Origin of the sequence: Natronomonas amylolytica (genome assembly GCF_037031205.1) — an archaeon.
In the GTDB taxonomy this organism is placed as follows: Archaea; Halobacteriota; Halobacteria; order Halobacteriales; family Haloarculaceae; genus Natronomonas; species Natronomonas amylolytica.
The window spans coordinates 63294-84349 of record NZ_JAYEZM010000006.1 but is presented as its reverse complement, the minus strand read 5'-3'; the positions used below and the strand labels follow the sequence as shown (position 1 = coordinate 84349).

The 21056-nt window shown below is 66.9% G+C and carries 24 protein-coding genes and 1 tRNA gene; 10 read left to right on the top strand and 15 right to left on the bottom strand.

Translation table 11 applies throughout. From position 1 onward, the window contains the following. Nucleotides 1-149: 149 nt before the first annotated feature. Nucleotides 150-1364 (top strand): FAD-dependent oxidoreductase, encoded by a 1215-nt coding sequence (locus tag U5914_RS10340; RefSeq protein ID WP_336135687.1) that lies wholly within the window; start codon nt 150-152, stop codon nt 1362-1364. 6 nt (nt 1365-1370) lie between these two features. Here the strand turns inward: U5914_RS10340 and U5914_RS10335 are convergent, their stop codons facing one another. Genes U5914_RS10335 through U5914_RS10325 form a run of 3 tightly spaced genes read right to left on the bottom strand, consistent with a single transcriptional unit; the run spans nt 1371 to nt 5768 of the window. Further along, entirely contained in the window at nt 1371-1973 is a 603-nt protein-coding gene (locus U5914_RS10335; protein WP_336135686.1) for a rhomboid family intramembrane serine protease, read from the bottom strand. Between the two features lie 43 nt (nt 1974-2016). After that, a complete protein-coding gene (locus U5914_RS10330) occupies nt 2017-2961 on the bottom strand; it encodes a DUF368 domain-containing protein (RefSeq protein ID WP_336135685.1) in 945 nt (314 codons plus the stop codon). 5 nt (nt 2962-2966) lie between these two features. Further along, entirely contained in the window at nt 2967-5768 is a 2802-nt protein-coding gene (locus U5914_RS10325) for an oligosaccharyl transferase, archaeosortase A system-associated (protein ID WP_336135684.1), read from the bottom strand. 132 nt (nt 5769-5900) lie between these two features. Between U5914_RS10325 and aglJ the strand changes: the two genes are divergently transcribed. Beyond that, nucleotides 5901-6836, top strand: coding sequence for an S-layer glycoprotein N-glycosyltransferase AglJ (aglJ, locus tag U5914_RS10320; RefSeq protein ID WP_336135683.1), 936 nt, complete (start codon nt 5901-5903; stop codon nt 6834-6836). On the opposite strand, the gene U5914_RS10315 is transcribed toward aglJ, so the two are convergent. After that, nucleotides 6833-7162 carry a DUF5789 family protein gene (locus U5914_RS10315; RefSeq protein WP_336135682.1) on the bottom strand — a complete coding sequence of 110 codons (330 nt, stop codon included), beginning with the start codon at nt 7160-7162 and terminating at the stop codon, nt 6833-6835. The two genes, aglJ and U5914_RS10315, sit on opposite strands and share 4 nt — an antisense overlap. Before the next feature lie 106 nt (nt 7163-7268). Between U5914_RS10315 and U5914_RS10310 the strand changes: the two genes are divergently transcribed. Then, the gene (locus U5914_RS10310) at nt 7269-7478 is read left to right on the top strand and encodes a ribbon-helix-helix domain-containing protein (RefSeq protein ID WP_336135681.1); all 210 of its coding nucleotides are present in this window, start codon (nt 7269-7271) and stop codon (nt 7476-7478) included. Here the strand turns inward: U5914_RS10310 and U5914_RS10305 are convergent. After that, nucleotides 7466-7918, bottom strand: coding sequence for a JAB/MPN domain protein-containing protein (locus tag U5914_RS10305; protein WP_336135680.1), 453 nt, complete (start codon nt 7916-7918; stop codon nt 7466-7468). The genes U5914_RS10310 and U5914_RS10305 overlap by 13 nt on opposite strands. A 173-nt stretch (nt 7919-8091) precedes the next feature. Here U5914_RS10305 and U5914_RS10300 point away from each other — a divergent pair, with 173 nt between their 5' ends. Then, nucleotides 8092-8244, top strand: coding sequence for a DUF7503 family protein (locus tag U5914_RS10300; protein ID WP_336135679.1), 153 nt, complete (start codon nt 8092-8094; stop codon nt 8242-8244). A 12-nt stretch (nt 8245-8256) separates the two neighbouring features. Here U5914_RS10300 and U5914_RS10295 read toward each other — a convergent pair whose 3' ends face one another. Both U5914_RS10295 and U5914_RS10290 read right to left on the bottom strand, forming a co-directional pair. Continuing rightward, nucleotides 8257-10338, bottom strand: coding sequence for a hypothetical protein (locus tag U5914_RS10295; protein ID WP_336135678.1), 2082 nt, complete (start codon nt 10336-10338; stop codon nt 8257-8259). Nucleotides 10339-10385: 47 nt separating this feature from the next. After that, nucleotides 10386-11051, bottom strand: coding sequence for a hypothetical protein (locus U5914_RS10290; RefSeq protein ID WP_336135677.1), 666 nt, complete (start codon nt 11049-11051; stop codon nt 10386-10388). Nucleotides 11052-11159: 108 nt separating this feature from the next. Between U5914_RS10290 and U5914_RS10285 the strand changes: the two genes are divergently transcribed. Next, entirely contained in the window at nt 11160-11861 is a 702-nt protein-coding gene (locus U5914_RS10285) for a VOC family protein (protein WP_336135676.1), read from the top strand. A 23-nt stretch (nt 11862-11884) separates the two neighbouring features. Here the strand turns inward: U5914_RS10285 and U5914_RS10280 are convergent, their stop codons facing one another. After that, nucleotides 11885-12175 (bottom strand): DUF5779 family protein, encoded by a 291-nt coding sequence (locus tag U5914_RS10280; protein WP_336135675.1) that lies wholly within the window; start codon nt 12173-12175, stop codon nt 11885-11887. Nucleotides 12176-12285: 110 nt separating this feature from the next. On the opposite strand from U5914_RS10280, the gene U5914_RS10275 reads away from it, so the two are divergent. From U5914_RS10275 to U5914_RS10265, 3 genes are read left to right on the top strand one after another with little or no spacing between them, the layout of a single operon-like run. Further along, complete coding sequence (locus U5914_RS10275; protein WP_336135674.1) at nt 12286-12531, top strand: Rdx family protein; 246 nt, start codon at nt 12286-12288, stop codon at nt 12529-12531. Between the two features lie 48 nt (nt 12532-12579). Next, entirely contained in the window at nt 12580-14562 is a 1983-nt protein-coding gene (locus U5914_RS10270) for a DEAD/DEAH box helicase (RefSeq protein ID WP_418766759.1), read from the top strand. 31 nt (nt 14563-14593) lie between these two features. Next, a complete protein-coding gene (locus U5914_RS10265; RefSeq protein ID WP_336135673.1) occupies nt 14594-15145 on the top strand; it encodes an acyltransferase in 552 nt (183 codons plus the stop codon). 13 nt (nt 15146-15158) lie between these two features. Here U5914_RS10265 and U5914_RS10260 read toward each other — a convergent pair whose 3' ends face one another. From U5914_RS10260 to dacZ, 3 genes are all read right to left on the bottom strand, one after another. Further along, nucleotides 15159-15383 carry a hypothetical protein gene (locus U5914_RS10260; protein ID WP_336135672.1) on the bottom strand — a complete coding sequence of 75 codons (225 nt, stop codon included), beginning with the start codon at nt 15381-15383 and terminating at the stop codon, nt 15159-15161. A gap of 73 nt (nt 15384-15456) precedes the next feature. Next, entirely contained in the window at nt 15457-16245 is a 789-nt protein-coding gene (locus U5914_RS10255; protein ID WP_336135671.1) for a mechanosensitive ion channel domain-containing protein, read from the bottom strand. Further along, complete coding sequence (gene dacZ, locus U5914_RS10250) at nt 16245-17054, bottom strand: diadenylate cyclase DacZ (protein ID WP_336135670.1); 810 nt, start codon at nt 17052-17054, stop codon at nt 16245-16247. The genes U5914_RS10255 and dacZ overlap by 1 nt, the downstream gene beginning before the upstream one ends. 232 nt (nt 17055-17286) lie before the next feature. Between dacZ and U5914_RS10245 the strand changes: the two genes are divergently transcribed. Next, entirely contained in the window at nt 17287-18714 is a 1428-nt protein-coding gene (locus U5914_RS10245; RefSeq protein WP_336135669.1) for an NAD(P)/FAD-dependent oxidoreductase, read from the top strand. Between the two features lie 104 nt (nt 18715-18818). On the opposite strand, the gene U5914_RS10240 is transcribed toward U5914_RS10245, so the two are convergent. The 3 genes from U5914_RS10240 to U5914_RS10230 form a co-directional block, all read right to left on the bottom strand. Continuing rightward, a complete protein-coding gene (locus U5914_RS10240; protein WP_336135668.1) occupies nt 18819-18995 on the bottom strand; it encodes a hypothetical protein in 177 nt (58 codons plus the stop codon). A 437-nt stretch (nt 18996-19432) separates the two neighbouring features. Continuing rightward, a tRNA-Leu gene (locus U5914_RS10235) sits at nt 19433-19517 on the bottom strand. A 39-nt stretch (nt 19518-19556) separates the two neighbouring features. Then, a complete protein-coding gene (locus U5914_RS10230) occupies nt 19557-20066 on the bottom strand; it encodes an MOSC domain-containing protein (RefSeq protein ID WP_336135667.1) in 510 nt (169 codons plus the stop codon). 100 nt (nt 20067-20166) lie between these two features. Between U5914_RS10230 and U5914_RS10225 the strand changes: the two genes are divergently transcribed. Further along, nucleotides 20167-20475, top strand: a complete 309-nt coding sequence (locus tag U5914_RS10225; protein ID WP_336135666.1) for a transcription initiation factor IIB family protein — start codon at nt 20167-20169, stop codon at nt 20473-20475. 36 nt (nt 20476-20511) lie between these two features. On the opposite strand, the gene U5914_RS10220 is transcribed toward U5914_RS10225, so the two are convergent. Then, the gene (locus U5914_RS10220; protein ID WP_336135665.1) at nt 20512-21003 is read right to left on the bottom strand and encodes a phosphopantetheine adenylyltransferase; all 492 of its coding nucleotides are present in this window, start codon (nt 21001-21003) and stop codon (nt 20512-20514) included. Nucleotides 21004-21056: the final 53 nt, after the last annotated feature.

The following is a 21056-nucleotide window of genomic DNA, read 5'->3' as shown; positions in this document are numbered from 1 at the left end:
CCACAGGTCCCGGTCAGGATATCGGCCACTCCGGTCGGAAAGCGGGACGACGACCACGTCGTCAGAGGCAAGAACGAACCTACGGAAAAACCGGAGACGGACCACGGCGGACGGACAGCCTGAAGCGACCGGCGGCCCAAGCCGCCGATATGACGGACACGGACGTTATCGTCGTCGGCGGGGGCGCCACGGGCGTCGGGACCGCCCGCGACCTCGCGATGCGCGGCCTCGACGTGACGCTGTTCGAACGCGGCGGCCTCGGCTCCGGGACGACCGGCCGGTCGCACGGCCTCCTGCACAGCGGCGCGCGCTATGCGACCGCCGACCCCGAAGGGGCGGCCCACTGTATTCAGGAGAACCGCATCCTCCGAGACATCGCTGGCGCGGCAATCGAGGCGAGTAGCGGCCTGTTCGTCCAGTTGCCCGACGACGACCCCGACCACTTCGAGACCCGACTATCGGCCTGCCGTGACCTCGGTATTCCGGCGACCGAACTGTCCGCGAGCGAGGCCCGCGAGCGCGTGCCCGACCTCGCGGAGGACGTCCAGCGCGCCTTCGAGGTACCGGACGGCGTCGTCTATCCCTCGCGGCTCGTCGCCGCCAACGCCGAAAGCGCCCGACGGCACGGCGCGACGATTCGGACCGAGACGCCAATCGAGGACGTTCGGGTCGACGGCGGACAGGTCGTCGGCGTCGAGGCCGACGGCGAGTTCGTCGCCGCCGACCACGTCGTCAACGCCGCGGGCGCGTGGGCCGGCGAGGTTGCCGCACTCGCGGGACTCGATATCGAGATGGCACCGACCAAGGGCGTCATGGTCGCCGTCGACGGACCCACCGTCGCCCCCGTCATCAACCGCTGTCGGCCGCCCGCCGACGGCGATATCGCCGTCCCGCACGAGGAGGGCGTCGTTCTCGGGACGACCAGCACGCCCGTCGAGGCCCCCGACGCTCCGCCCAACGACGACGGCGACGAATCGGCCGAGGCCGTCGAGGCGATGCTTCAAGAGGGCGCCGCCATGCTGCCGGCGGTCGCCGAGGCCGACATCGACCGCGTCTACTGGGGCGTGCGGCCGCTGTACGGTGGCGGCGAGGGACGCGGCCGCGATGCCTCCCGCGGGTTTCAGGTATTCGAGGGCGCCGACGACGGGCGTCCCGGCATGACGACGGTTACCGGCGGCAAACTCACGACGTACCGACTGATGGCCGAGGCCGTCGCGGATGCGGTCTGTGGTCGCCTCGGTATCGACGAACCCTGTCGGACGGCCGAGGAGCCCCTTCCCGCCGGCGACCCCGACGCACTCGACGAACTGGTCGCCGAGTTCTGTACGGACTTCCCCGCCGACGAGGACGTCGTCCGCGCGTAATCGGGCCTATGCGGTGTCCGTACGGGACCGTTCTTTCGTAGCGTCGCTGGCGTGCAACAGCCGGTATCGTCCCGCGAGCGCGCCGACGAGAAAGCCCGTGAAGTGAGCGACGAGCGCCACGCCGGGCGAGGCGGTCGTGAGCGTGAGGAGGCCGCCCAGTGCCCCGAACACGACCAACGACCCGCGAAGCCCGAGCGAAACCCACGACAGCAGACGGGTCGTGGCGGGATTGCCGACCAGCAGGTAGCCGAACAGGCCGAAGATGGCGCCGCTGGCGCCGATGACCGACCCGCCGCCGAACGGCGCCATCGCGAGTACCTGTGCGATTCCCGCCACCATCCCCGAAAGGACGAAGAAGGCGTGATAGCGGAGCGGCGTCGAGAGGTACGAAACCGTGGGGCCGACGATGGCCAACGCGACGGTGTTCGCCGCCAGATGGCCGACGCTTCCGTGGGCGTAGACGCTGACGACGAGCGTCCACGGCTGGTGGTCGAGGGGGAGTGCGAGCGTGAAGGCTGCGGCACCGAGACCGACCGCGCTTCCGGAGACCTGCGCGAGGAAGACGACGGCGAAAAGCGCCAGCGTCGTCATCGTCGGATAGCCGTCCATACCCGTCGTTCGGCCGCAAGCGATTTCAACGCGGTGGCTCGCGTCAGTATTCGAGGTCGTCCGTGTAGGCATCCAGCGCGAAGACGGCGGCCGCGCCGACGACGAGGGGCACGCCGACCACAATCGCCGTGCTCGCTGACGGGCCGTCGGCGTTCGTGAGGACCTCCGTCGCGGGCAACCGGAGGGCGCCGACCATCAGGCTGACGAGGAACGTGAGCGTCGCTTCTCGATACCGGTCCAGCGCCGCCCGAACCGCGTAGGCCACCGAGAAGACGCCGACGAGCGCGCCGCCGAGAAACGCCGCGAGCGGCGCCAGCGTCGCCAGAAGTGGTCCGGGATTCCCGCCGACAGCGGCGACGACGCCTTCGAACGCGCTCCGGGGAAGCCCGCTGACGTACTCGTATTGGCCCAACACGAGCAGGAGGAAGGCCCCAGAGATACCCGGCAGGACCATCGCCGAGATGCCGACCGCACCGGCGACGAACAGCATCGGCAGCGACGACCCCATCGCGCCGTCGAGTGCTGGGTCCGTGACGACGAACGCGATCGCGAATCCGACGACGGCGACGAGGCCACGGCGCGGTGTGGCTGCTTCGACGTATCGATACAGAACGACCGCCGAGGCGGCGATAAGGCCGAAGAAGAACGCGTAGGTCGGTGCGGGATACTCGACGACCGCGGTGTGCATCGCCGTCGCGATGGTCGCGGCCGCCGAGAGGACGCCCGCGCCGAGAACGAGCAGGAACGGCACGTCCATCCGGACCAGTTCTTCGGAGAGGTCGGCCCGCCCGGAGGCGGTGTGGACCCGAGACAGGTCGCGGACGATACGCGGGTCGAACGACGTCAGCGCCGTGATGAGTCGCTCGTAGACGCCGACGATGACGGCGATGGTCCCACCGGAGACGCCGGGAACGGTGTCGGCGGCGCCCATACAGGCGCCCTTCAGATACACCGACAGCCACGCGCGAACGCCGGTGGGCCCGTCCATGGGGATTATGCCGTCGAGTTCTCGCTACCGCCGCTCTGCTGGGCGCTATCGGGGACTTGTCCCTCTTCGAGGTCGACCTGCACGGTGGCGTCGTTCTCGCCGAGGACCTGTCCCTCGGTCACCTCGGCGGATCCGCCCCACGGCGTCCCGACGATGCTTTCGTTCCCGCTCTGGACCGCGAGGAACTCGTAGGAGCTGTTGGCGCGGACGTTGACGTCCGTGTAGCCGGCCTCGGTGCCGTACTCGTCGTAGCCGGTCGTCGAGTAGGGGACCGTCATCTCCCAGTTGCCCTCGTCGTCGGTCTGGGCGAACTGCCGGTAGATGAACGTCTCGCCGGTCGAGTCGATCTCCATCTCGACTGTCGCTTGTACTTCGGTGTTTGCGGGGCCAGTCCCCTCGACCGTCGCGCCGTCGACGCGCTCGAAGGTCTTGACGTAGGAGTGCTGCCGTGCGGGCTGGCCGTAGGCACGGAAGAAGGGCGCTCTGGCGCCGTTCTCGCTGGCGTGGACCAGCCGGAAGTGCTCGAGCGCCTCGACCCGCTCGCTCGGCTGGCCGAGGATACCGCCGTGGATGGCGGTGGGGTCCTCCTGGGCGGCCTGACGGGCCGCTTCAGAGCTGTTGTACTGCTCGACGGGCTGTTGGCCCTGTTCGACCGGCGTGGCGACGCCGTTCTCGGGGTCGTACTGGTCGAAGTTCATGACGAACCGCGAGGGCTCCTGTGCGCTGCCGTGGTGCTGATAGAGCCGCACGCGCATGCTCTCGAAGCCGCGCTGGGTTTCGGCCCCGTACAGCGGTCGGCCGGTCTGCGGGTTGATGACCGTGACGCCGACATCGCCCGAACTGACGTTGTGCTCGGATTCGAAGGAGGTCGGCGCGTTGTACTTGGTCGTGCCCGCGAAGCCGAGCTGGTAGTCGACCATGACGTAGCGGACGCCTTCGCCCTCGCTGCTGTCTTCGTTGAGGATGTTGACGGCTTCCGTCTCGTTGTCGGCGAGCAGGAAGTCGGCGGATTCGGTCGCGTGCTGCTGGAACGGGTTGGCGACCGGAATCCGTTCGCCTCGGGTGGTTATGTAGTGGCCGTAGTCCCACCACGCGAGGACGCCGTATTCGCCGTCCTGATACTCGAAGTCGGAGGTCGGTTCGTAGGTGCCGTAGTAGTCGAGACGGGTGTCGTCATCGCCGCTGCCGTAGGCGCCGGGTTCGGGCGTGTTCCCGTCCATCCAATCGAGGCTGTCCGCCCACTGCTGCATTTCGCCGGGTTGGGAGGACCGGTCCGCCGCGCCGACCGTCGCGCCGGTCGCGACGAGCGGCCCGGCGACGACGAAGAGGATGGCGAGAACGATGAGTATCTGATACGGTTTGACGTTCGTGATGTCGCGTCGAACGTCGCCGAGGTCGACGAACTGGTAGATCCAGCCGACGAGGAAGGCGTTGCCGGCGCCGACCGCCGCCACGAAGTAGTAATCGAAGCGGTTCTGGGTCAGCGTGAAGACGAACATCATCACCGCGAACACGAGGATGAACAGCTGTTCTCCGCGAGGCCGCTCGGCGGCGAGTCCCTTGTAGGCCAGCAGGACGAAGCCGGCGAGGGCGGTGAAGAAGCCGAGGCCGTAGCTCCCGTAGAAGAACTGCGCGGGGTTGTCGACGGCCTGTGCCTCGCCGACGGTCGCGGCGGTGTCGGTCGACCCGAGGCCGGCGACGCGGGCGACCTGTCGGGTGAAGAAGTCGAAGACGTCCGGTAGTGCGACGGCGACGATGCCGACGACGAGGAGGCCGACTCCGAGGATGCCGGCGGGGTACGCGATTCGGGGCACATCGTCGAGGCGGTCCCAGAAGCGGGCGACGACGGCCATGAAGACGGTGCCGAGGGCGACGAGAACCGCGAGCAGCGGTTGGGCAAGCGAGATGCTGGTCGTGTTGAATCCGGAGACCTCGATGAAGGGGACCAACAGCACCGCCGAAACGAGCATGGCGACCGTCGCCGGGATGGCGACGTGGTCGGGGCTGTAGCCGCGGACGAACTCGACCGAGAGGTGGACGAACAGGAAGACGCCGAAGATGCCGAAGAGGAACATCGCGGGCGGCCAGACGAGAATCGTCAGGACAGTCGTGACGCCCAGTGCGACGCCCCACTTCAGCGGTTCCTTCAGGAGGTCGAACTCCCTGGTTTCGATGAACTCGTATATCGGCTGTTCGCGCTGGGCGACGGTCACCATGACCATGCCGACCCAGAGGACGACGAAGGCCGCGAGCGCCTCGGCGATGTGGTGGTCGAAGAAGCCGGCGACGCTCCGGGAGAGGAAACTCCCCGGCGTGAGCGCGAGGACGAGGACGCCGATGAGGCCGCCGAACCGACCGCCCAGTCGCTTGCCGATGAAGTAGACCGGGATGGCACAGAGGGTGCCGATGACCGGCGCCGCGAGGAGGGTGGTCGTGACGATAGTCGACTGGTCGGGCGAGCCGAGGCCGACGACGAGGGCGACCGTGGCGACGACCTGATCGAACAGCGTCCCGAACTGGCCGACCTGTTGGCCGGTATCGAAGCCGGTCCACGGGTCGAACGGCATGTTGAACGGGAAGTTCTCGATGACGTAGTTCGTCGTTCGATAGTGGTAGTAGGGGTCGTTGCCGCGATAGAGCGGCTGGCCGTCCGGGCCGATATGGCGGGTGTAGTGGCGCGCCCGGACCCACAGCATGAAGACCATGAGGGCTGCGAGAACGGGGAGGTGGTACAGTCGGTATACCGTATCGATTTGCGACTCGTAGTCGTCGAGTCGCTCCTCGAGTTGGTCCCACCGAGTACTCATTGACCTGACCCACTGCCAAAACGCGCATAAGCCTTTTCCATTGGGCATCGAAACCCCGAACGCCACGAGGCGGGCGACTGTCTCCGGGCGGAAACTGGGGCTTTTTAACGCTCGGTCCCGCACGCTCAGGCGATGCCCAACCGCGACGACGTCTGTGTCCTCCTCCCGACGCTGAACGAGGCCGAGACCATCGGCGACGTCGTCGACGGCTTCCGCGAGGTCGGGTTCGAACACGTCCTCGTCGTCGACGGCGACTCCGAGGACGACACCCGCTCTATCGCCCGCGACCACGGCGCCGAGGTCATCGTCCAGTCGGGCAGCGGCAAGGGACAGGCCGTCCGCGAGGGGGTCGACGCCATCGACCAACCGTACGTCCTGATGGCCGACGGCGACGGTACCTACCGGCCGGCGGACGCCGACCAGATGCTGGAACCACTCTTCGAGGGACGCGCCGACCACGTCATCGGCGACCGCTTCGCGGACATGGAAGAGGGCGCGATGACCCGACTCAATCAGGTCGGCAATCGCCTGATAAATCGGCTGTTCTCCGTGATTCACGGCCGGAACCTGCAGGACATCCTCTCGGGGTATCGCGCCTTCAGTCGGGAGTCCTTCCAGCGCTTCCAGCTAGACGCCGACGGCTTCGGTATCGAGACCGAACTGGCCGTCGAATGCGTCCGTCAGGGCGTCGATACCGAGGTCGTTCCGATCGAATATCTGGCTCGACCGGGCGGTTCGGAGACGAACCTCCATCCGCTGAAGGACGGCGGCCGCATCATCCTGACCCTCTATACGCTCGCACGGACGAACAACCCGATATTCTACTTCGGGAGCGTCGCCTTCGCCGGGATGCTCCTCGGGGTCGGCCTCGGCGGGTTCGTCGGCTACGCGTACTTCGTCAACGGGGTTACGCGACAGGTCATGGCGTTGCTGTCGGCGTTTACCATCCTGCTTTCGGTCCAGATACTGATGTTCGGCGTCCTCTCGGACGTCATCGTCACGGTCAACCGGGAACAGGCCCGCCGACTTGACGACATCTCCGAGCGACTGCGCGAACTCGACGACTAGAAGGGAAGCATCGACCGGAGTCGGCCGATGACCGTCTTGCTCGCGCGTTCGCGTTTGGCCTCGAAGACGGGGTGGAGGGCGTTCAGTAGTTCCTGACGGGTCTCGAAACGCTGGTGGTGTGTTTCATCGAGTGCGCGCTCCAGCGTGATGGTATCACCCGCCACATCGTAGGGAATCTCGGGGTTCCCGACCGCTTCCAGAAGCGCCTCCCGTGTGATCGGAAACGCCACGTCCGCCTCCTCGAGGTGTACGTCGAGCGCCGCGATACCGAACGCGACGGCTTCCGGCTCCGTGTCGTCGCTTTGCTGTGGTGGGCGAACTCCCATTAGGGTCCGATAGCACCTACACCACCGTAAATACCTGCGGACTCGAACGGAGCCAACCGGCCGGCGGTGGACAACGCCTATCCGCTCGGCAACCCTCCGGACGCATATGACCGACTACACGACGGTATCCATTCCGAAGGAGTTGGCCGACCGCGTCGAGGAGACCATCGAGGGAACGAGTTTCTCCTCGACCAGCGACCTCGTCCGGTTCCTGCTGCGGAGCATCGTCATCCAGCATCAACAGCACGACGAACTGACCGAGGCAGACTTCGAAGAGATCACCGAACAGCTACAGGAACTCGGCTATCTGGAATAATCCTCGGCGTCGGGGCCGTCTCGGTCGGCCTCGTTTCCGCCTTCGAGTTGTCCCTCGGGCGGTTCGGCATCGACGATATCCAGCGGTTGCTTCTCACCGGCACGATTGAAGGCGGCGACGCTATCCTCGTCGTAGGGCGGTACCGCGACGAGGACGACGCGATGGAGGTCGTCGGTCGTCGTCAGTTCGAGATGGCCCTCCGGGTGGGAGAGGAATCGCCCGTCCGCATCGGGCGTCGAGAGGTCCATCCCGAAGACGGCGGTGACCGACCCGCCAGTTCCGGGGAGGTACATGTCGGTGAGGACCGGCGTCCCCGACGGGAGGTCCGTCTCGAACGCCTCGGCGGGCGTCGCGGCGAGGGAGACGTTTACCGATTCGGGGTCGCGGTCCGCTGCGAGTTCCAGCAGGGCGGTCAACAGGCCGCGCGTGATGTAGACCACGACCCACGGTAGGGGCGCTGGCCCACAAATACCTTGAGTCCCGATAGCCGGCATCGACATGGGCCGGTCTCCCATCCCGTGGATAGAACAGCGACGAAAGCGCCTGTATGGTAATTTTTCGTATCGATATTGACAAAATTTTCATTAACATGGCCCGTCTTATATCGGCCGTCATGTCCGAAGACGCGACGGCGGACGAGACGAGTACCGTTTCCGAGTTCCTCGCCGACCACCCGAAGATGACCGGCGTGCTGTTCACGATGCTGCTGTTGCTCACACAGGCCGGCGCCGTCGCGGCCGGTGGCGGCGCGTACCACGGCCCCTAACGAACACTCCTTCTATTCCGCGTCCGGCACGGTCGCCCGGTCCGACCACGTGAACTCGCCGTCGAACAGCACCGGGAACACCGACGTCGAGAGGTATTCCCGGACGGTCTCCGCCGACACCTCGAAGGTCGGCAGGGTCCCGGGACAGAGGTATACCTCGTCGACGCCGGGGACCGCCGGTCGGAACTGCGTTCCCATCCCGCCCTCGCTGGTCGGATACGTCGAGACGGTCAAATCGTAGCCGTCGGGCGTCGAGTCGACTGCTGCGAGCAAAGCCACGCCGGGTTCGACCTGTGCGATGTCGGCGTTCCCGTCGCCGATGACGAGGTACTGTGAGCCGACGATGCTCCGGTCCCGGGCGATGTTGAGTCCCGACCGGAGCGGGAAGCCGTAGTTGAGCAGTTTCGCCAGCGTCTTTCCGATGCGAATCGCGCCGCTGTTGATGACGTCGTCGAGCGTGACGACGCCGCCGACGGCGCCGTTCTCGATGAGATGGCGGCCCTGCTGATAGGACCGGCAGGCGTTCAGAAAGAAGATGTCCAGCGACACGGCATCGAGCGTCGCGGCGTCGACCTTGCCGTCGGGACACTCCAGCCCCTCGTCGTCGACGTGGCCGATGTAGTGGAAGAAGTCCACGTCCGACTCCAAGAGCAGGCGAAGCCGCTGGGTGTCGAGTCCCTCGTAGACGGTCACGTCCATCGGCAACTCCTCCCGGGAGCCGTAGACCTGCTCGACGACGTTCCGCTCTTCGAGCATCTCGTCGTCGTTGCAGACCACGACGATTTCGATGGGGCCGTCCCGTCGGTCCCGGTCGAGGCGGTTGCGGAACGCCGCCGGAATGGCCTTGCTCGCACCGGAGGGCGCGCCCTCGCCGACCCACGCCCGTTCGAGGGAGTCGGCCCGTTCGGGCTGGAGTGGTACACCGTCGCTCGAACCGTCGGCATCGTCGGTCCCCGTCCCACTCGTCCCGTCTCCGAAGGGGGAGGCAGTCGACGTCCCACTCGGGTTCGACGGCGAGCGGATAACCGACAGGTCGTTCACGAGGGATGGGAGGGTTTCGAGGCTCTCGCATCTGGGTTCGACCCGGGCGCTGAGTTTCCACGTCGGGATGTACTCGGCGACGGCCTCGTAGGGGACATCCATGTAGGCGGCCAGTCGCTCGGCGTTGGACCGGCCGTAGAGGTCCGACGCCGAGATATCGAGGGCATCCTCGGTCACGCGACGCTCGTAGAGCGGGACCGTCCGGGGGCCTGCCGTCCGGACGATACAATCGAGGAAGAACGTCCGCTTGAGGGTGCGCTCGACGGCGGCCTCGAATCCATCGTCACCGTCCAGTCGGTACCCTCGACCGTCGACGACCAGCCGTGGCTCGGGACCGGCCCTGACGGGCGCGCCGAGGTAGTACGCCAGCGGTGCGACGACGAGGACGTCCTGAAGGCGCTCGGGCACCTCGACGTGGACATCCTCGGCTGGCGGTGTCAGCCCCGACGGCACCGATAGTTCGTCGCCGCGTTCGATGGCCGGCGGGTGGCCGCGGAGCGTCGGATAGGACCGTTCCGACCCCGTCGTTTTGAGCGCGCTCCCGAACGTCGAGACGGCGGCCATCACGTCGACGGGGTCGTCCGTCGCCGTCACCGTCGCCGCTGGTCGCTCGTGATAGGAGCGGGCGCCGATACGAACCGTCTGCGGCCGCTCGAAGCTAATCTCCAGTTCGGCCACCTGTGCGTCGACCTCCATCGGCCCCCGAACCGTCGCGTAGAGTTTCACCGGCCCCGAGAGTTCGAGGAGGTATTCGCCCGGGCCGAACGAGGTGGTCCGAAAGTACTCGATATCGGTGGGGCCGTCCGGCCCGTGGACGAAGCCCCGGGAGACCTCCTCGAACGTGAGGCCGTCGGTGGTGACGGCGACGGCGGTATCGACCGGCGACCGGAACGCCGCCACGTCGGCGGGGCCGGGGTCGACCGGCCCGTTCGTCAGAATCTCACAGCGGCGTCGCTCGATGCGGTCGTCGATACGGAGCCCACGGCCGTCGTCCATCGCCCGCACCGACACGCGGTCGGCCGTCGTCCGCCCGGCACTCACGTCGGAACCCATTCACCTTCGGTATTCCCCGTCGTCAAAAAAGGATGTCGGCAGCGGGGTCAGAACCCGAGGAACGATTTGGCGCTTTCCAGATACAGTTTCGGTGCCCGGGTCCGGGAGCCGGCAATCGCCGACGCGATGGCTTCGGCGACGTCCTCGTCGAGGCCCTCGCCGTGGCCGACCAGCAGTCTGTCGGGGTCGTACTGCTTCAGGGACCGGGGCGGAAGCAAGCGGAGCATCGGATGAACGCCGACACGCTCGCCGGAGGTGGTGAAGTAATCGACCGTTCCCAGCGCCTCGGGAACGACGAGCGTCTCGCCGTCGAAGAGAACCGCCTCCTGCCAGCCGGGGTTGTCGATGAGACGGTCGACCTCGAAGCCGGCGATTTCGTCGTCGAACCGCTCGACGGGGGCATCGAGGTCCTCGGCGACGCCGTTCATCCACGAAGGGATGTGGACGGCGACGCCGTGGCGCGTCGCGATGGCCGCGGCATCGCGTTTGTGGCGGTCCAGCAGGACGATGACGCCCGCCACGTCGCCGTACTCGGCGAGTAGGTCGTCGAGTCCCTCGGTGTCGACGGGGTCGATGAGCCAGACGTCGCCGTCCCGTTCGACCGCGTGTGAGGCCCGCTGCATCGTCTCGTCGGGATGGGCGAGCCATCCGACGCCGGCCCCGTGGCGGTCGATAACTGTCAGGTTCCCCGACCCGGACTGTTTCATCGGCATGCCCGTATCAAGGGCCGGAACGCGCTTAAAGCCCCGAGAGCCGGCAGGCCCCGCCATCCGCCCATCCCGTCCCGTGGCTTTATCGCCACGCGGCCCCCCGTGACGACCATGCTGGGAGCCTGCCGCTGGTTGGCGCTGGAGGTCAAGTATCCCGACCCCGTCGCCGATTTCTACCGAACACATCTCGACGCGCCGGTCGTCGCCGACTCCGACCGAGAGGTCACACTCGGCGTGGGCGGGAACTCGGAACTCAGACTCCGCCGACCCGACGGCGTTCCCCGAGGTGGCCTCCACACCCACTACGCGATGGCGTGTCCGGCCGACGCCTACGACGCATGGTGGGACCGCCTCGACGAGGCGTTCGACCTGCAGGAGGTGGATTTCGGCGGCATGTCCTCGCTGTACTTCTACGACCCGGAGGGAAACTGCGTCGAAATCGGGAGTCGCGCGGACCCCGCCGGAACGAGCGAACCGACGCTTTCGGGCATCTTCGAGGTGGTCTTCGAGGTCGAGGACCTGCCGACCGCCGAGACGTTCTACACCGACCTCGGCTTCGAAATCGTCGACCGAGGCGACGAACGCAAGCGGACGCGGCTGACGACCGGCCCCTTCGACATCGAACTGTGGGAGCCGCATCTCGGCCTCGCGGACGCCCGCGGCGGCGTCCACGTCGACGTCGGCGTCGTCTCGCAAAATCCGATGCAGGCCGCCGATTCGGTCGCGGCGCGGGTGACCCGACGCGAGTCCGTTGAGGAGGGGCTTCGCATCCGGGACCCCGACGGCCACTACCTGACGCTCGTCGACCAGTAGCGGTCGCGGCGGCCGCCGAAACGCTACTCCAGCCGGTCGGTGTCGATATCCCGCCCCGGTGGCGAGACCACGAGGAAGTCACGAAAATGCATGAGTTCGCCGCCGAGGTCGCGGATATCGCGAGCGAAGGGCGCGGCCAGTTCGTTCAGGTCGCCTTCGACGCTCAACACGAGAACGTCGCCGCTCTCGACGTGTTCGACCCACGTTATCGGGTCGGTCGTACCGTCGAGGACGCCGAGAACAACCCGGCCACCGCCCTCCGCTTCGTCGAGTTCGCCTTCCGCCGTCTGTAAATCGAGGTCGAAGTCGCCCATATCACCGAGTGTCCCGCCGAATCGGAAAAAGTCTACCCACTCTCCGGCCCCGCTCGCAAACTCTGCCAGTAGCTCCACGGCTTATTCCGACGGGAGCCGAGACCGTGGCTGTGGTACACATCAACGTCGAGTACTGTGCGCCCTGCCGCCTCGGCGGCGAGGCCGTCACGACCCAGCGCGTGCTCTCCGACCGGTTGCGGAAATACGACGATATCGAGGCCATCTCGCTGGACCCCTCCGGCGAACGCACCTTCCAGGTCACCGTCAACGGTGAATCCGTCTGGCGGACCGACCCTGACGGAGACATCGACCCGATGGAGGCCGTCGCGGCGGTCCGGGAACGCCTCTCGGCATAGCCGGCCCGACGCGGGCCGCTTTTGTCCGCCCGCCACGTAAGCCGGGTAGTGACTGACGACGCCGCCACCGACGCCGATAGCGAACCCACGGAGGACGAACGGGACTCGGGGGCCTCGGCCGACGAGTCGGACCCGCCGGTCGACATCGAGACCTTCTACGACGCGCTGGAGGACCGCGCCCGTCCGGTCGTGACCGCCAGCGAAGTCGCCCGCATCGCCGACTGTTCGCAGGCGGCGGCCGCCGAAGCCCTCCAGCGACTGGCCGACGACGGCCGACTCGACCGCCTCGACGTCGAGCGCGACCCCGTCGTCTGGTTTCCCAGCGACTACCGGGAGACGGCCGCCCGCGAACGCCTGACCGTCTTCCCGAAGCGCCGCGAAATCATCGCCGACCAGCCGACCCAGTTCACCCGCGCCCGACTCTCACAGTTCGCCCACCTCCGGGATACGAACCACGAGTCGGGTTACATCTACGAGGTGCGCGAACAGGACATCTGGAACGTCCCCCACGAGACCTACGAGGAACTGCGAACGACGATTCGGTCGGCGCTGGGCGGCCGCTACGAGGCCCTCGAAGAGTGGGTCGAAGGCCAGTGGGAGCGAGCCCACAAGTTCCGGCTTGCGACCCACGAGGACGGCTACGTCGTCCTCGAAGCCCAGAGCGCCGACCTGCTCGGCAACGTCGCCGAACAGCACCTCGCCGACGGCGTCCTCCGGGCGCGCATCGGCGATACCACGGCGTGGGTCGCCGACGACAAGACTGCGGAGGTCAAGCGCACGCTCTACGAGGCCGGCTATCCCGTACAGGACCACCGCGACCTCGAAACCGGCGACGACCTGCCGGTCGACCTCACACTCAAACTCCGGCCGTATCAGGCCGACTGGGTCCAGCGGTTCGCCGACGCCAAATCCGGCGTCCTCGTCGGCCCGCCGGGGTCGGGCAAGACCGTCGCCGCGCTCGGCATCATGGCCGACATCGGCGGCGAAACGCTGATTCTGGTTCCCTCGCGGGACCTTGCCAGTCAATGGCACGAGCGCATCCTCGAAGACACCACCCTCACGCCCGACCAGGTCGGCGAGTACCACGGCGGCTCCAAGGAGATTCGGCCGGTCACTATCGCCACCTACCAGACGGCGGGCATGGACCGCCACCGGATGCTGTTCGACTCCCGAAAGTGGGGCCTCATCGTCTACGACGAGTGCCAGCACATCCCCTCGCCGGTGAGCCGCCGGAGCGCGGACCTGCAGACCAAACATCGCCTCGGCCTCTCGGCGACGCCGATTCGGGAAGACGACAAGGAACAGCAGATTTACACCCTCATCGGGCCGCCCATCGGCACCGACTGGGAGGCGCTGTTCGAGGCCGGCTACGTCGCCGAACCCGAGGTCGAACTCCGATACCTGCCGTGGGCCTCCGAGATGCACCGCAACGAGTACGGCTCCAGCGAGGGCCACGAGAAACGACAACTCGCGGCGACCAACCCGGCGAAGATTCAGGAGATTCAGGCCATCCTCCGGGCCAATCGCGGCTCGAAGGCCATCGTCTTCGTCGAGTTCATCGACCAGGGCGACGCCATCGCGGAGGCGCTGAACGTTCCGTTTATAAGCGGCGAGACGCCGCACGCCCGCCGGAGCCGCCTGTTCGGCGAGTTCCGTTCGGGGTCGCTGGATACCATCGTCGTCTCCCGTGTCGGCGACGAGGGCATCGACCTGCCCGACACCGAGGTCGCCATCGCGGCCTCCGGGTTGGGCGGTTCGCGGCGACAGGGCGCCCAGCGGGCCGGTCGGACGATGCGCCCGGTCGGGAAGGCACGGATGTACGTCCTCGCGACGCGCGGCACGCGCGAGGAGGACTTCGCCCGCCAGCGGACCCAGCATCTCGCCGCTCGCGGCGTCCGCGTTCGGGAGGCCGAACCCGAAGCCTTCGGTGACGGCCGTGTCGCTGGCGGGGACGACGAGTCGGCGACGCTCAACGGACCGGTCGATGAAACCCCGGCCGCCGACGAAGACTCGGCCACCGACGAGGAGTAACTTCAAACCGGTCGGCCACCATGTCTCGGTCGTGACGAACGGCGACGACACCGGGGACGGTGACGAGGCGGACGACCAGCGCCGCCACGACCGACTGGCGCGCCATCCGACGCCGGGCCCCGGCAACTCGCTCATGTCGTGGCCCGACGCCAAGCACCCGCTCCGGGTGGCGTTCAACTACGCCTTCATCGTCGCGGCCCGCCACTCGCCGAGCCTCCGACTCAAGAACTGGTTGCTGGGTCGCATCGGCGTCGACATCGGTTCGGGCGTCTCGTGGGGGCTCGAATCGACGCCAGACGTGTTCTGGCCCGAACTCGTCACCGTCGAGGACGACGCCATCATCGGCTACGATGCGACGCTGCTGTGCCACGAGTTCCTGCAGGACGAGTACCGAACCGGCGAGGTACACATCGGCGAACGGGCGATGATCGGCGCCGGCGCGATTCTCCTTCCGGGCGTGACGGTCGGCGCCGAGGCACAGGTCGCGGCAAACTCGCTGGTGACCGAGGACGTACCACCCGGCGAGACGTGGGCGGGCGTGCCGGCCGAACCGGTCGACGAGAGTTTCGGCGACGACGTTTAACTGGGACCCCAGTTCAGTCGTCCGACGGCCCTTCGCCCTGTATCGTCCCCTTCAGTTCGGCGTAGGTGGATTCGGCGCTGGTCCGTGTTTCGCCGAGCGTCGCGCCGGCGAGGCCGCCGAGGGCACCGCCGGTACTCGCGGCGTTCCGACTCACCAATCCGCCGACCGCCGCGCCGATGGCGGCGCCGATGGCTGCGTATTTCGCACGGTTGACCGCCGCTTTGATTCGGGAGCGCATGCTTTAACTATCACCCGCAGACCCGAAAAGGATACCCCACCGCGGTGAACGTTGCGCGCCGCGTGGCCCGGTGTCAGCCTCGAACCCGCATCGCGCCGTCCCGGAGCACCTTCCGGTTCGGTATCATGTACTCCTCTCCCTCGCTTTCGACGTAGGTGACGAAGACATCGACCTCCTGGACGATGCCGCGGTTGCCGTCGATCTCGACCTCGTCGCCGATGCTGTAGGGTTCGGTCAACAGGAGATAGACGCCCGCCGCGGCCGACGAAAGGAGGTCCTTGAACGCGAGGCCGCTGAGGAAGACGATACCGAAGGCGTACGCCGCGAGCAACACGAGCAGCGCCCCGGTCGCGACGCCGAGTTGCGAGAGGGCGATGAGCGCCGCGATATACAAAATCGAGAACTTCACCAGCGTCGGCAGCAGCGTTACCTCGGGGAGCTTGATGCTCCGGAGCCGCTCGCCGACGAGGAGTTCGGCCTTGTCGGCCAGCAGGATGCCGACGATGACGACGAGGATGGCGACGAAGAGCTTCGGAAGGAAGGAACGGAGTTCGTTCAGGAACGCGGCGGAGGGAAGCAACTCCATCGTGCCTGCGGCGTACATCGCGGCGACGACGAAGACGAACAGGCCACAGAGCCACGCGAGGATGCGCACGGTCGAACTGCCGAGTCGCTGGGCCGTTCGCTCGAAGGGGGTCCCCTCGACGGCTTCGTCGACGTTGAAAGCCGTCAGGATGCGTCGGACCAGCCACGCCGTCACCGCCCCCAAAACGAGGCCGGCCAGCAGTACCCCGACGGCGACGGTGAAGTTCTGTTCGGGTATCGACAGGCCGGTGAACCACTCGCGGACCGCGGCCAACATTAGTAATCCTCCGGGTCGAGTTCGAGGACGATTTCGCCGCCCCTGAACGCTCGAACCAGCGCGTCGGACTCCGAGAGGACGATGGCGACGGCGTTCGTATCACGCGTAATCGCGCCGGCCGCCATGTGGCGGGCACCGAGGCCCTTCGGGATGTCGACGCCCTCCGCCGAAGGTTCCAGATACCGGTAGGCGGAGACGATTTTCCCGGAGTCGCTGATGACGAAGGCGCCGTCGAGGCGGGAGAACTCCTTGAGCATCACGTTCACGATGGGGTCGCCGACGTGGACGTGGCTCTTCTCGAAGGGGTTGTACGACAGCGGGCGGGACTTGTTCATCACCTTGCCGGCGTCGCCGACGACGAACAGCGCGCCAACCTGCTTACCTTTCTGGCCCTTCTTCCCCAGTTCGATAGCGACCTCCAGCACGTCCCGGATGACACCGGGTTCGGGCCGGGTGTTGACGAAGAGGTCGTAGACGCCGGAGTGTTCGAAATCGCCGACGCGGACGCGCGTGACGGTGTCGATGTCCTCGGCGAACATCTTGGCTGCGCAGGCGACGTAGTCGCCCTCTTCGACGAACTCGTTTTCGATGGCACCCTCGATGCCGAACCGGATGCGGTCCCGCATGTCCTCGAACTCAAGGGGCAACTCGACGTATCGGTCGGCGTCGACGGCGTTCTCCGGCGCCACGACGACGGTCGGCGTGTCCGTTTCGGCGAACCCCTCGTAAACCGACCCGCTCGGGGAAAACAGAAACACGCTGTCCACGTCCGCGACGATATCGTCCATCAGGGCCCCGAGTTCACTCATCGTTCGTTTATCGATTACGACGGGAAAAAGGCTTATGGGAATTCTGACAACTGACCGGCGTCCATAACGAATCTGAAATCAACATCGGTGGTACGAAACCGACCGCACTACGGCCGTCGCGCCCGACCGCTCGACCGTCGTTTCAACCCGGATATATGTGTGACGACCGCCGGAGAGCACCGCGAGGGCCCGGCACCACCGGGACTATGCGGCGTCGGACCGAAGGACGTGTATGCGAGTCGCCGTCTTCGGGGCCGGATACGCCGGACTGACCGTCACACGCCGTCTCGAACGTCGCCTGCCAGGGACCGTCGAAATCGTCGTCGTCGACGAGTCGGCGACACACCTCCTGCAACACGAACTCCATCGAGCCATTCGCCGACCCTCCCTGGCGGAGACGATAACCGTCCCGCTGGAGGAGGCCCTCGACCGGGCCGAAATCCGGCAGGCACGCGTTACGGACGTCGACCCCGACCGCGGGACAGCAACCCTCGATACCGATGCCGGCGAGGAGACGCTCGAATACGACGCCGCCGCGGTCTGTCTCGGGTCACAGACCGACTTTTACGGCATACCCGGCCTCCGAGAGCATGCGATTCCTCTGAAACGACTCGACGACGCCGAGCGCATCCACGACCGCGCCCTCGGCGAGGAAACGACCGACGTCATCGTCGGCGGCGCCGGACTCTCGGGGATTCAGGCCGCCGGCGAACTCGCGGCCCTCTCCGCGGAGGCGGACCTCGAGTTGGACGTGACGCTCGTCGAGATGGCCGACCACATCGCACCCGGCTTCGACACCACCTTCGCCGGCGCGCTCCGTCGGGAACTCGAAGCCCGCGACGTACGCATCGAGACGGGCGCCACCGTCGCGGAGGCCGGCACCGACACCGTCCACCTCGAAGACGGTCGCACGCTCCCGTACGACCTGCTCGTCTGGACCGGTGGCATCCGAGGCCCCGACGCGCTGGCCGGCGAGCGTGCCACCCCCGAAAGCGACCTCGCTGTCGGCGAGGCGACCTTCGTCGTCGGTGACGCCGCCGAAGTCGTCGACGAATCTGGGACCACCGCCCCCGCGAGCGCACAGACGGCCGTGCGGCAGGCCCGCGTCGCCGCGACGAACATCCAGCGCGTGGTCAACGCCCGCCGCGTCGACGACGAAGCCCCGCCCGAAGACGGCCCGCGGTTCGCGACGTATAAATACGACAGCCCCGGCTGGGTCGTCAGCGTCGGCGACGGTGCGGTCGCTACCATCGGCCCGCTGATTTTGAGCGGCGACCCCGCCCGCGCCGCCAAGGCCGCCATCGGTGCCAGCCACCTGAGTTCCGTCGGCGCGATCGCGGCCGCCGCGGAACTCGTCCGGAACGAACTCGGATGGCCCGACGCCGACGCCGTCGATTTCTCCCCCTACGTCGCCGCCCTCCTCGACGAGCGGGCGCTGGCCGATACCGCTGCCGTCGGCGAGGACTCCCTCGCCAGCCTCCTCGCCATCGCCGGCGAACTCAATCCCGACGGCCCCATCGACCTGACCGAACTCACGCGGGCGACCGACCGCGCGTTTCCCGGCAGTCCCGCCAACCAATTCGAGCGACTGGTCGTCGACCCGATGCTGGCGCTCGGCAAATCGACGCTTCCGACGGGGAAGTCCGACGAGGACGAATAGGTTTCAGGTTGGTGAGCCGGCGGCTCACGCTCGCGGCTACAACAGTACCCGGTTAGAACGTCGTTCGACCAGGTTCCGGCTGCTCGCCGGATTCGGAACGGGAACTAGAGAGCGTCGTCCAGGGAGCGAACCGTATCGGACATGAGCCATGCGTCCTCGTTGTCCGGGTCCTCGATGCTGAGCGCGTAGAACGTCTCCCGCCCCTCGTCGACGGAGATGCGGTACCCCTGACTCGTCAGCAGGTATTCTTCGGACGGTGGTTCGGGGGTCGAATCGGTCACACCACCTCTCAGGGATTCGGAGGGATAACCCCCACGTTTCGGCCGAACGTGGCGTAAATTTCCGGATTCCGGGCCGCTGCTGTGGGTTTCGAGGATTGGTCGAGAAGCCATGTAGATGGATGAAACAAGAGCACGTTCAAGTGACGTGAAATTCACTCTGCGAGTAGCATCCGCCGAGCGGGGCGTCCGAAGGTCGCCCCCGAGGCGGTTCCCGCTGGCGAGGGGCGAAGCCCCGAGCCAGCGTAGCGCGCACGGACTGGAGCGGCGCCGTTAGGCGCCGCGAAAGGAGTACGCGCGCATATTTTCCCCAAATTTTTGCCGTCATCAGACCGCTACGCGGTCTGATTGCCCATCAGATTCCGCAGGAATCTGATGACCGCGGAGCCGGGTCTGGCGCCGTAGCGCGACAGACCGGCGGAGCGTGCAAAAAGTGGTAGTGCGCGGGACCGGATTCGAACCGGCGGACCCCTACGGGACAGCGTCCTAAGCGCTGCGCCTTTGGCCTAGCTCGGCAACCCGCGCGCAGGCGTTCGTACCGCCCTGTGTCAAAAATACCTGTCGCTACCGACCCACCCGCTCGCGGATGTTGGCGACCAACCCCTCGAAGTTCCCCATTGCCTCGATACCGCCGACCTCGTCGCCGACGCTAACCGTTCCGGGTTCGGCGACGCGGGCACAGATGCCGCCGCGGCCCTCGGAGAGCGCGCGCATGAGGCCGTCCTCGCCGGCGACCTGCTCAACGTGCCGACAGGGCGGCCGTGGGCGGGTGCCCTCGAAGGTGGCGCCGCCGAGCGTAAAGCGTGCGTCGAGCAGGTCGTGAACGTCGCCGCCCCGAACGACGAAATTGCGGCGGTGGCCGCCGTCGCTGATGTCGATGGTCGTCTCCTCGTGAATCGCGTCGATGGCTTCGGCCTGTACGAACGTGACCTCGCAGACGTCGAAGGGGGTGTAGTAGCCACGGCCGGTGCAGTAGCGGTCGCCTTCGAGGCCGCCGTCAACGGCCTCGACTGAATCGCGTCGCTGCATCGGTTCGCCGGCCGCCTCGGCGATGAAGATATCCTCGACTCGCATACTCCCGATACGGACGGGACGCACATACGTGCGACGCCGGGGGCACGTCACGAGCGCCGCGCGCGGACCATTTATAAGAGTGCGCGCCGGAGTGGCGTGCGTGTACCGTGCAACCGACCACGTCGAAAACGAGGAGTGGCTGGCCGCCATCGACGACGCCGCCGAGCGACTGGAACTGGGCGGCGAGGCCAAGTCCCGCGCGGCGGACCTCTTCCTGTCGACGGTGCCGGAGGCCGACCGCTCCAAAGAGGCGACGGTGGCAGCGAGTCTCTATGCGGGCGCGCTCATCGCAGGGGAGCGCCGCTCGCAGTCCGAGGTGGCCGACGCCGTCGGCGTCTCCCGGCTGACCGTCCAGAAGCGATGGAAGGGCCTGATGGAGGAGGCGGGGCTGGAGCCGCCGAAGTGGTAGCGAAGCGAGCCGCTGTGTTCTACTAACCGCCGAAAATCAGTCGCGGCTTGCGTCCCGCCCCTCGCGGTCGGGCGTGACGTTGCCGTGTTCGTCGATTTCGCCGGCGACGATGCGCGTCGAGGAGATTATGTCGCCGTCTTCGGCGTTGACGTGGTCGACGACCTCGATTTCGAGCGGGTCGAGGCCCTTTGCCTCCCGTTCCTCGTTGACCATCCGACCGCCTTCCTTGGTCTCGGGGGAGACGATGAGCACGTCGAAGCCGGGTTCGGTGGCGATGCCGGTCGGTTCTTCGAGCGTTCGGATTTCGAAGTCGCGGTCGTACTCCTCGGCGAACGTTTCGAGTTCGGCTGCGAGGTCGGCCTTCCGCTCGTCGAAGGGGCGAACGTAGCGCTCCTCGCTGCGCGTCTTCGGGGCGAGTTCGTCGCTGGTCAATCCGACAGTCACGTCCCCGAGTTCGAAGGCGCGGTCGAAAAGCGCCCGGTGGCCGTCGTGCACCGGGTCGAACGTACCGCCCAGTACGACCCTCATGAGGGCGGAAAGGAACGGCCCTGATTTAGTGGCTTCGATAGAGGCGACAAGCA

Excerpts from the sequence above, each read along its gene's own strand:
- U5914_RS10245 (WP_336135669.1), top strand. The coding sequence starts at position 17,287 with ATGCGAGTCGCCGTCTTCGGGGCCGGATACGCCGGACTGACCGTCACA.
- U5914_RS10330 (WP_336135685.1), bottom strand. The coding sequence starts at position 2,961 with ATGGACGGGCCCACCGGCGTTCGCGCGTGGCTGTCGGTGTATCTGAAG.
- U5914_RS10325 (WP_336135684.1), bottom strand. The coding sequence starts at position 5,768 with ATGAGTACTCGGTGGGACCAACTCGAGGAGCGACTCGACGACTACGAG.
- U5914_RS10255 (WP_336135671.1), bottom strand. The coding sequence starts at position 16,245 with ATGTTGGCCGCGGTCCGCGAGTGGTTCACCGGCCTGTCGATACCCGAA.
- U5914_RS10300 (WP_336135679.1), top strand. The coding sequence starts at position 8,092 with ATGTCCGAAGACGCGACGGCGGACGAGACGAGTACCGTTTCCGAGTTC.
- U5914_RS10280 (WP_336135675.1), bottom strand. The coding sequence starts at position 12,175 with ATGGGCGACTTCGACCTCGATTTACAGACGGCGGAAGGCGAACTCGAC.
- dacZ (WP_336135670.1), bottom strand. The coding sequence starts at position 17,054 with ATGAGTGAACTCGGGGCCCTGATGGACGATATCGTCGCGGACGTGGAC.
- U5914_RS10220 (WP_336135665.1), bottom strand. The coding sequence starts at position 21,003 with ATGAGGGTCGTACTGGGCGGTACGTTCGACCCGGTGCACGACGGCCAC.
- U5914_RS10260 (WP_336135672.1), bottom strand. The coding sequence starts at position 15,383 with ATGCGCTCCCGAATCAAAGCGGCGGTCAACCGTGCGAAATACGCAGCC.
- U5914_RS10340 (WP_336135687.1), top strand. The coding sequence starts at position 150 with ATGACGGACACGGACGTTATCGTCGTCGGCGGGGGCGCCACGGGCGTC.
- aglJ (WP_336135683.1), top strand. The coding sequence starts at position 5,901 with ATGCCCAACCGCGACGACGTCTGTGTCCTCCTCCCGACGCTGAACGAG.
- U5914_RS10310 (WP_336135681.1), top strand. The coding sequence starts at position 7,269 with ATGACCGACTACACGACGGTATCCATTCCGAAGGAGTTGGCCGACCGC.
- U5914_RS10230 (WP_336135667.1), bottom strand. The coding sequence starts at position 20,066 with ATGCGAGTCGAGGATATCTTCATCGCCGAGGCGGCCGGCGAACCGATG.
- U5914_RS10290 (WP_336135677.1), bottom strand. The coding sequence starts at position 11,051 with ATGCCGATGAAACAGTCCGGGTCGGGGAACCTGACAGTTATCGACCGC.
- U5914_RS10295 (WP_336135678.1), bottom strand. The coding sequence starts at position 10,338 with ATGGGTTCCGACGTGAGTGCCGGGCGGACGACGGCCGACCGCGTGTCG.
- U5914_RS10335 (WP_336135686.1), bottom strand. The coding sequence starts at position 1,973 with ATGGACGGCTATCCGACGATGACGACGCTGGCGCTTTTCGCCGTCGTC.
- U5914_RS10315 (WP_336135682.1), bottom strand. The coding sequence starts at position 7,162 with ATGGGAGTTCGCCCACCACAGCAAAGCGACGACACGGAGCCGGAAGCC.
- U5914_RS10285 (WP_336135676.1), top strand. The coding sequence starts at position 11,160 with ATGCTGGGAGCCTGCCGCTGGTTGGCGCTGGAGGTCAAGTATCCCGAC.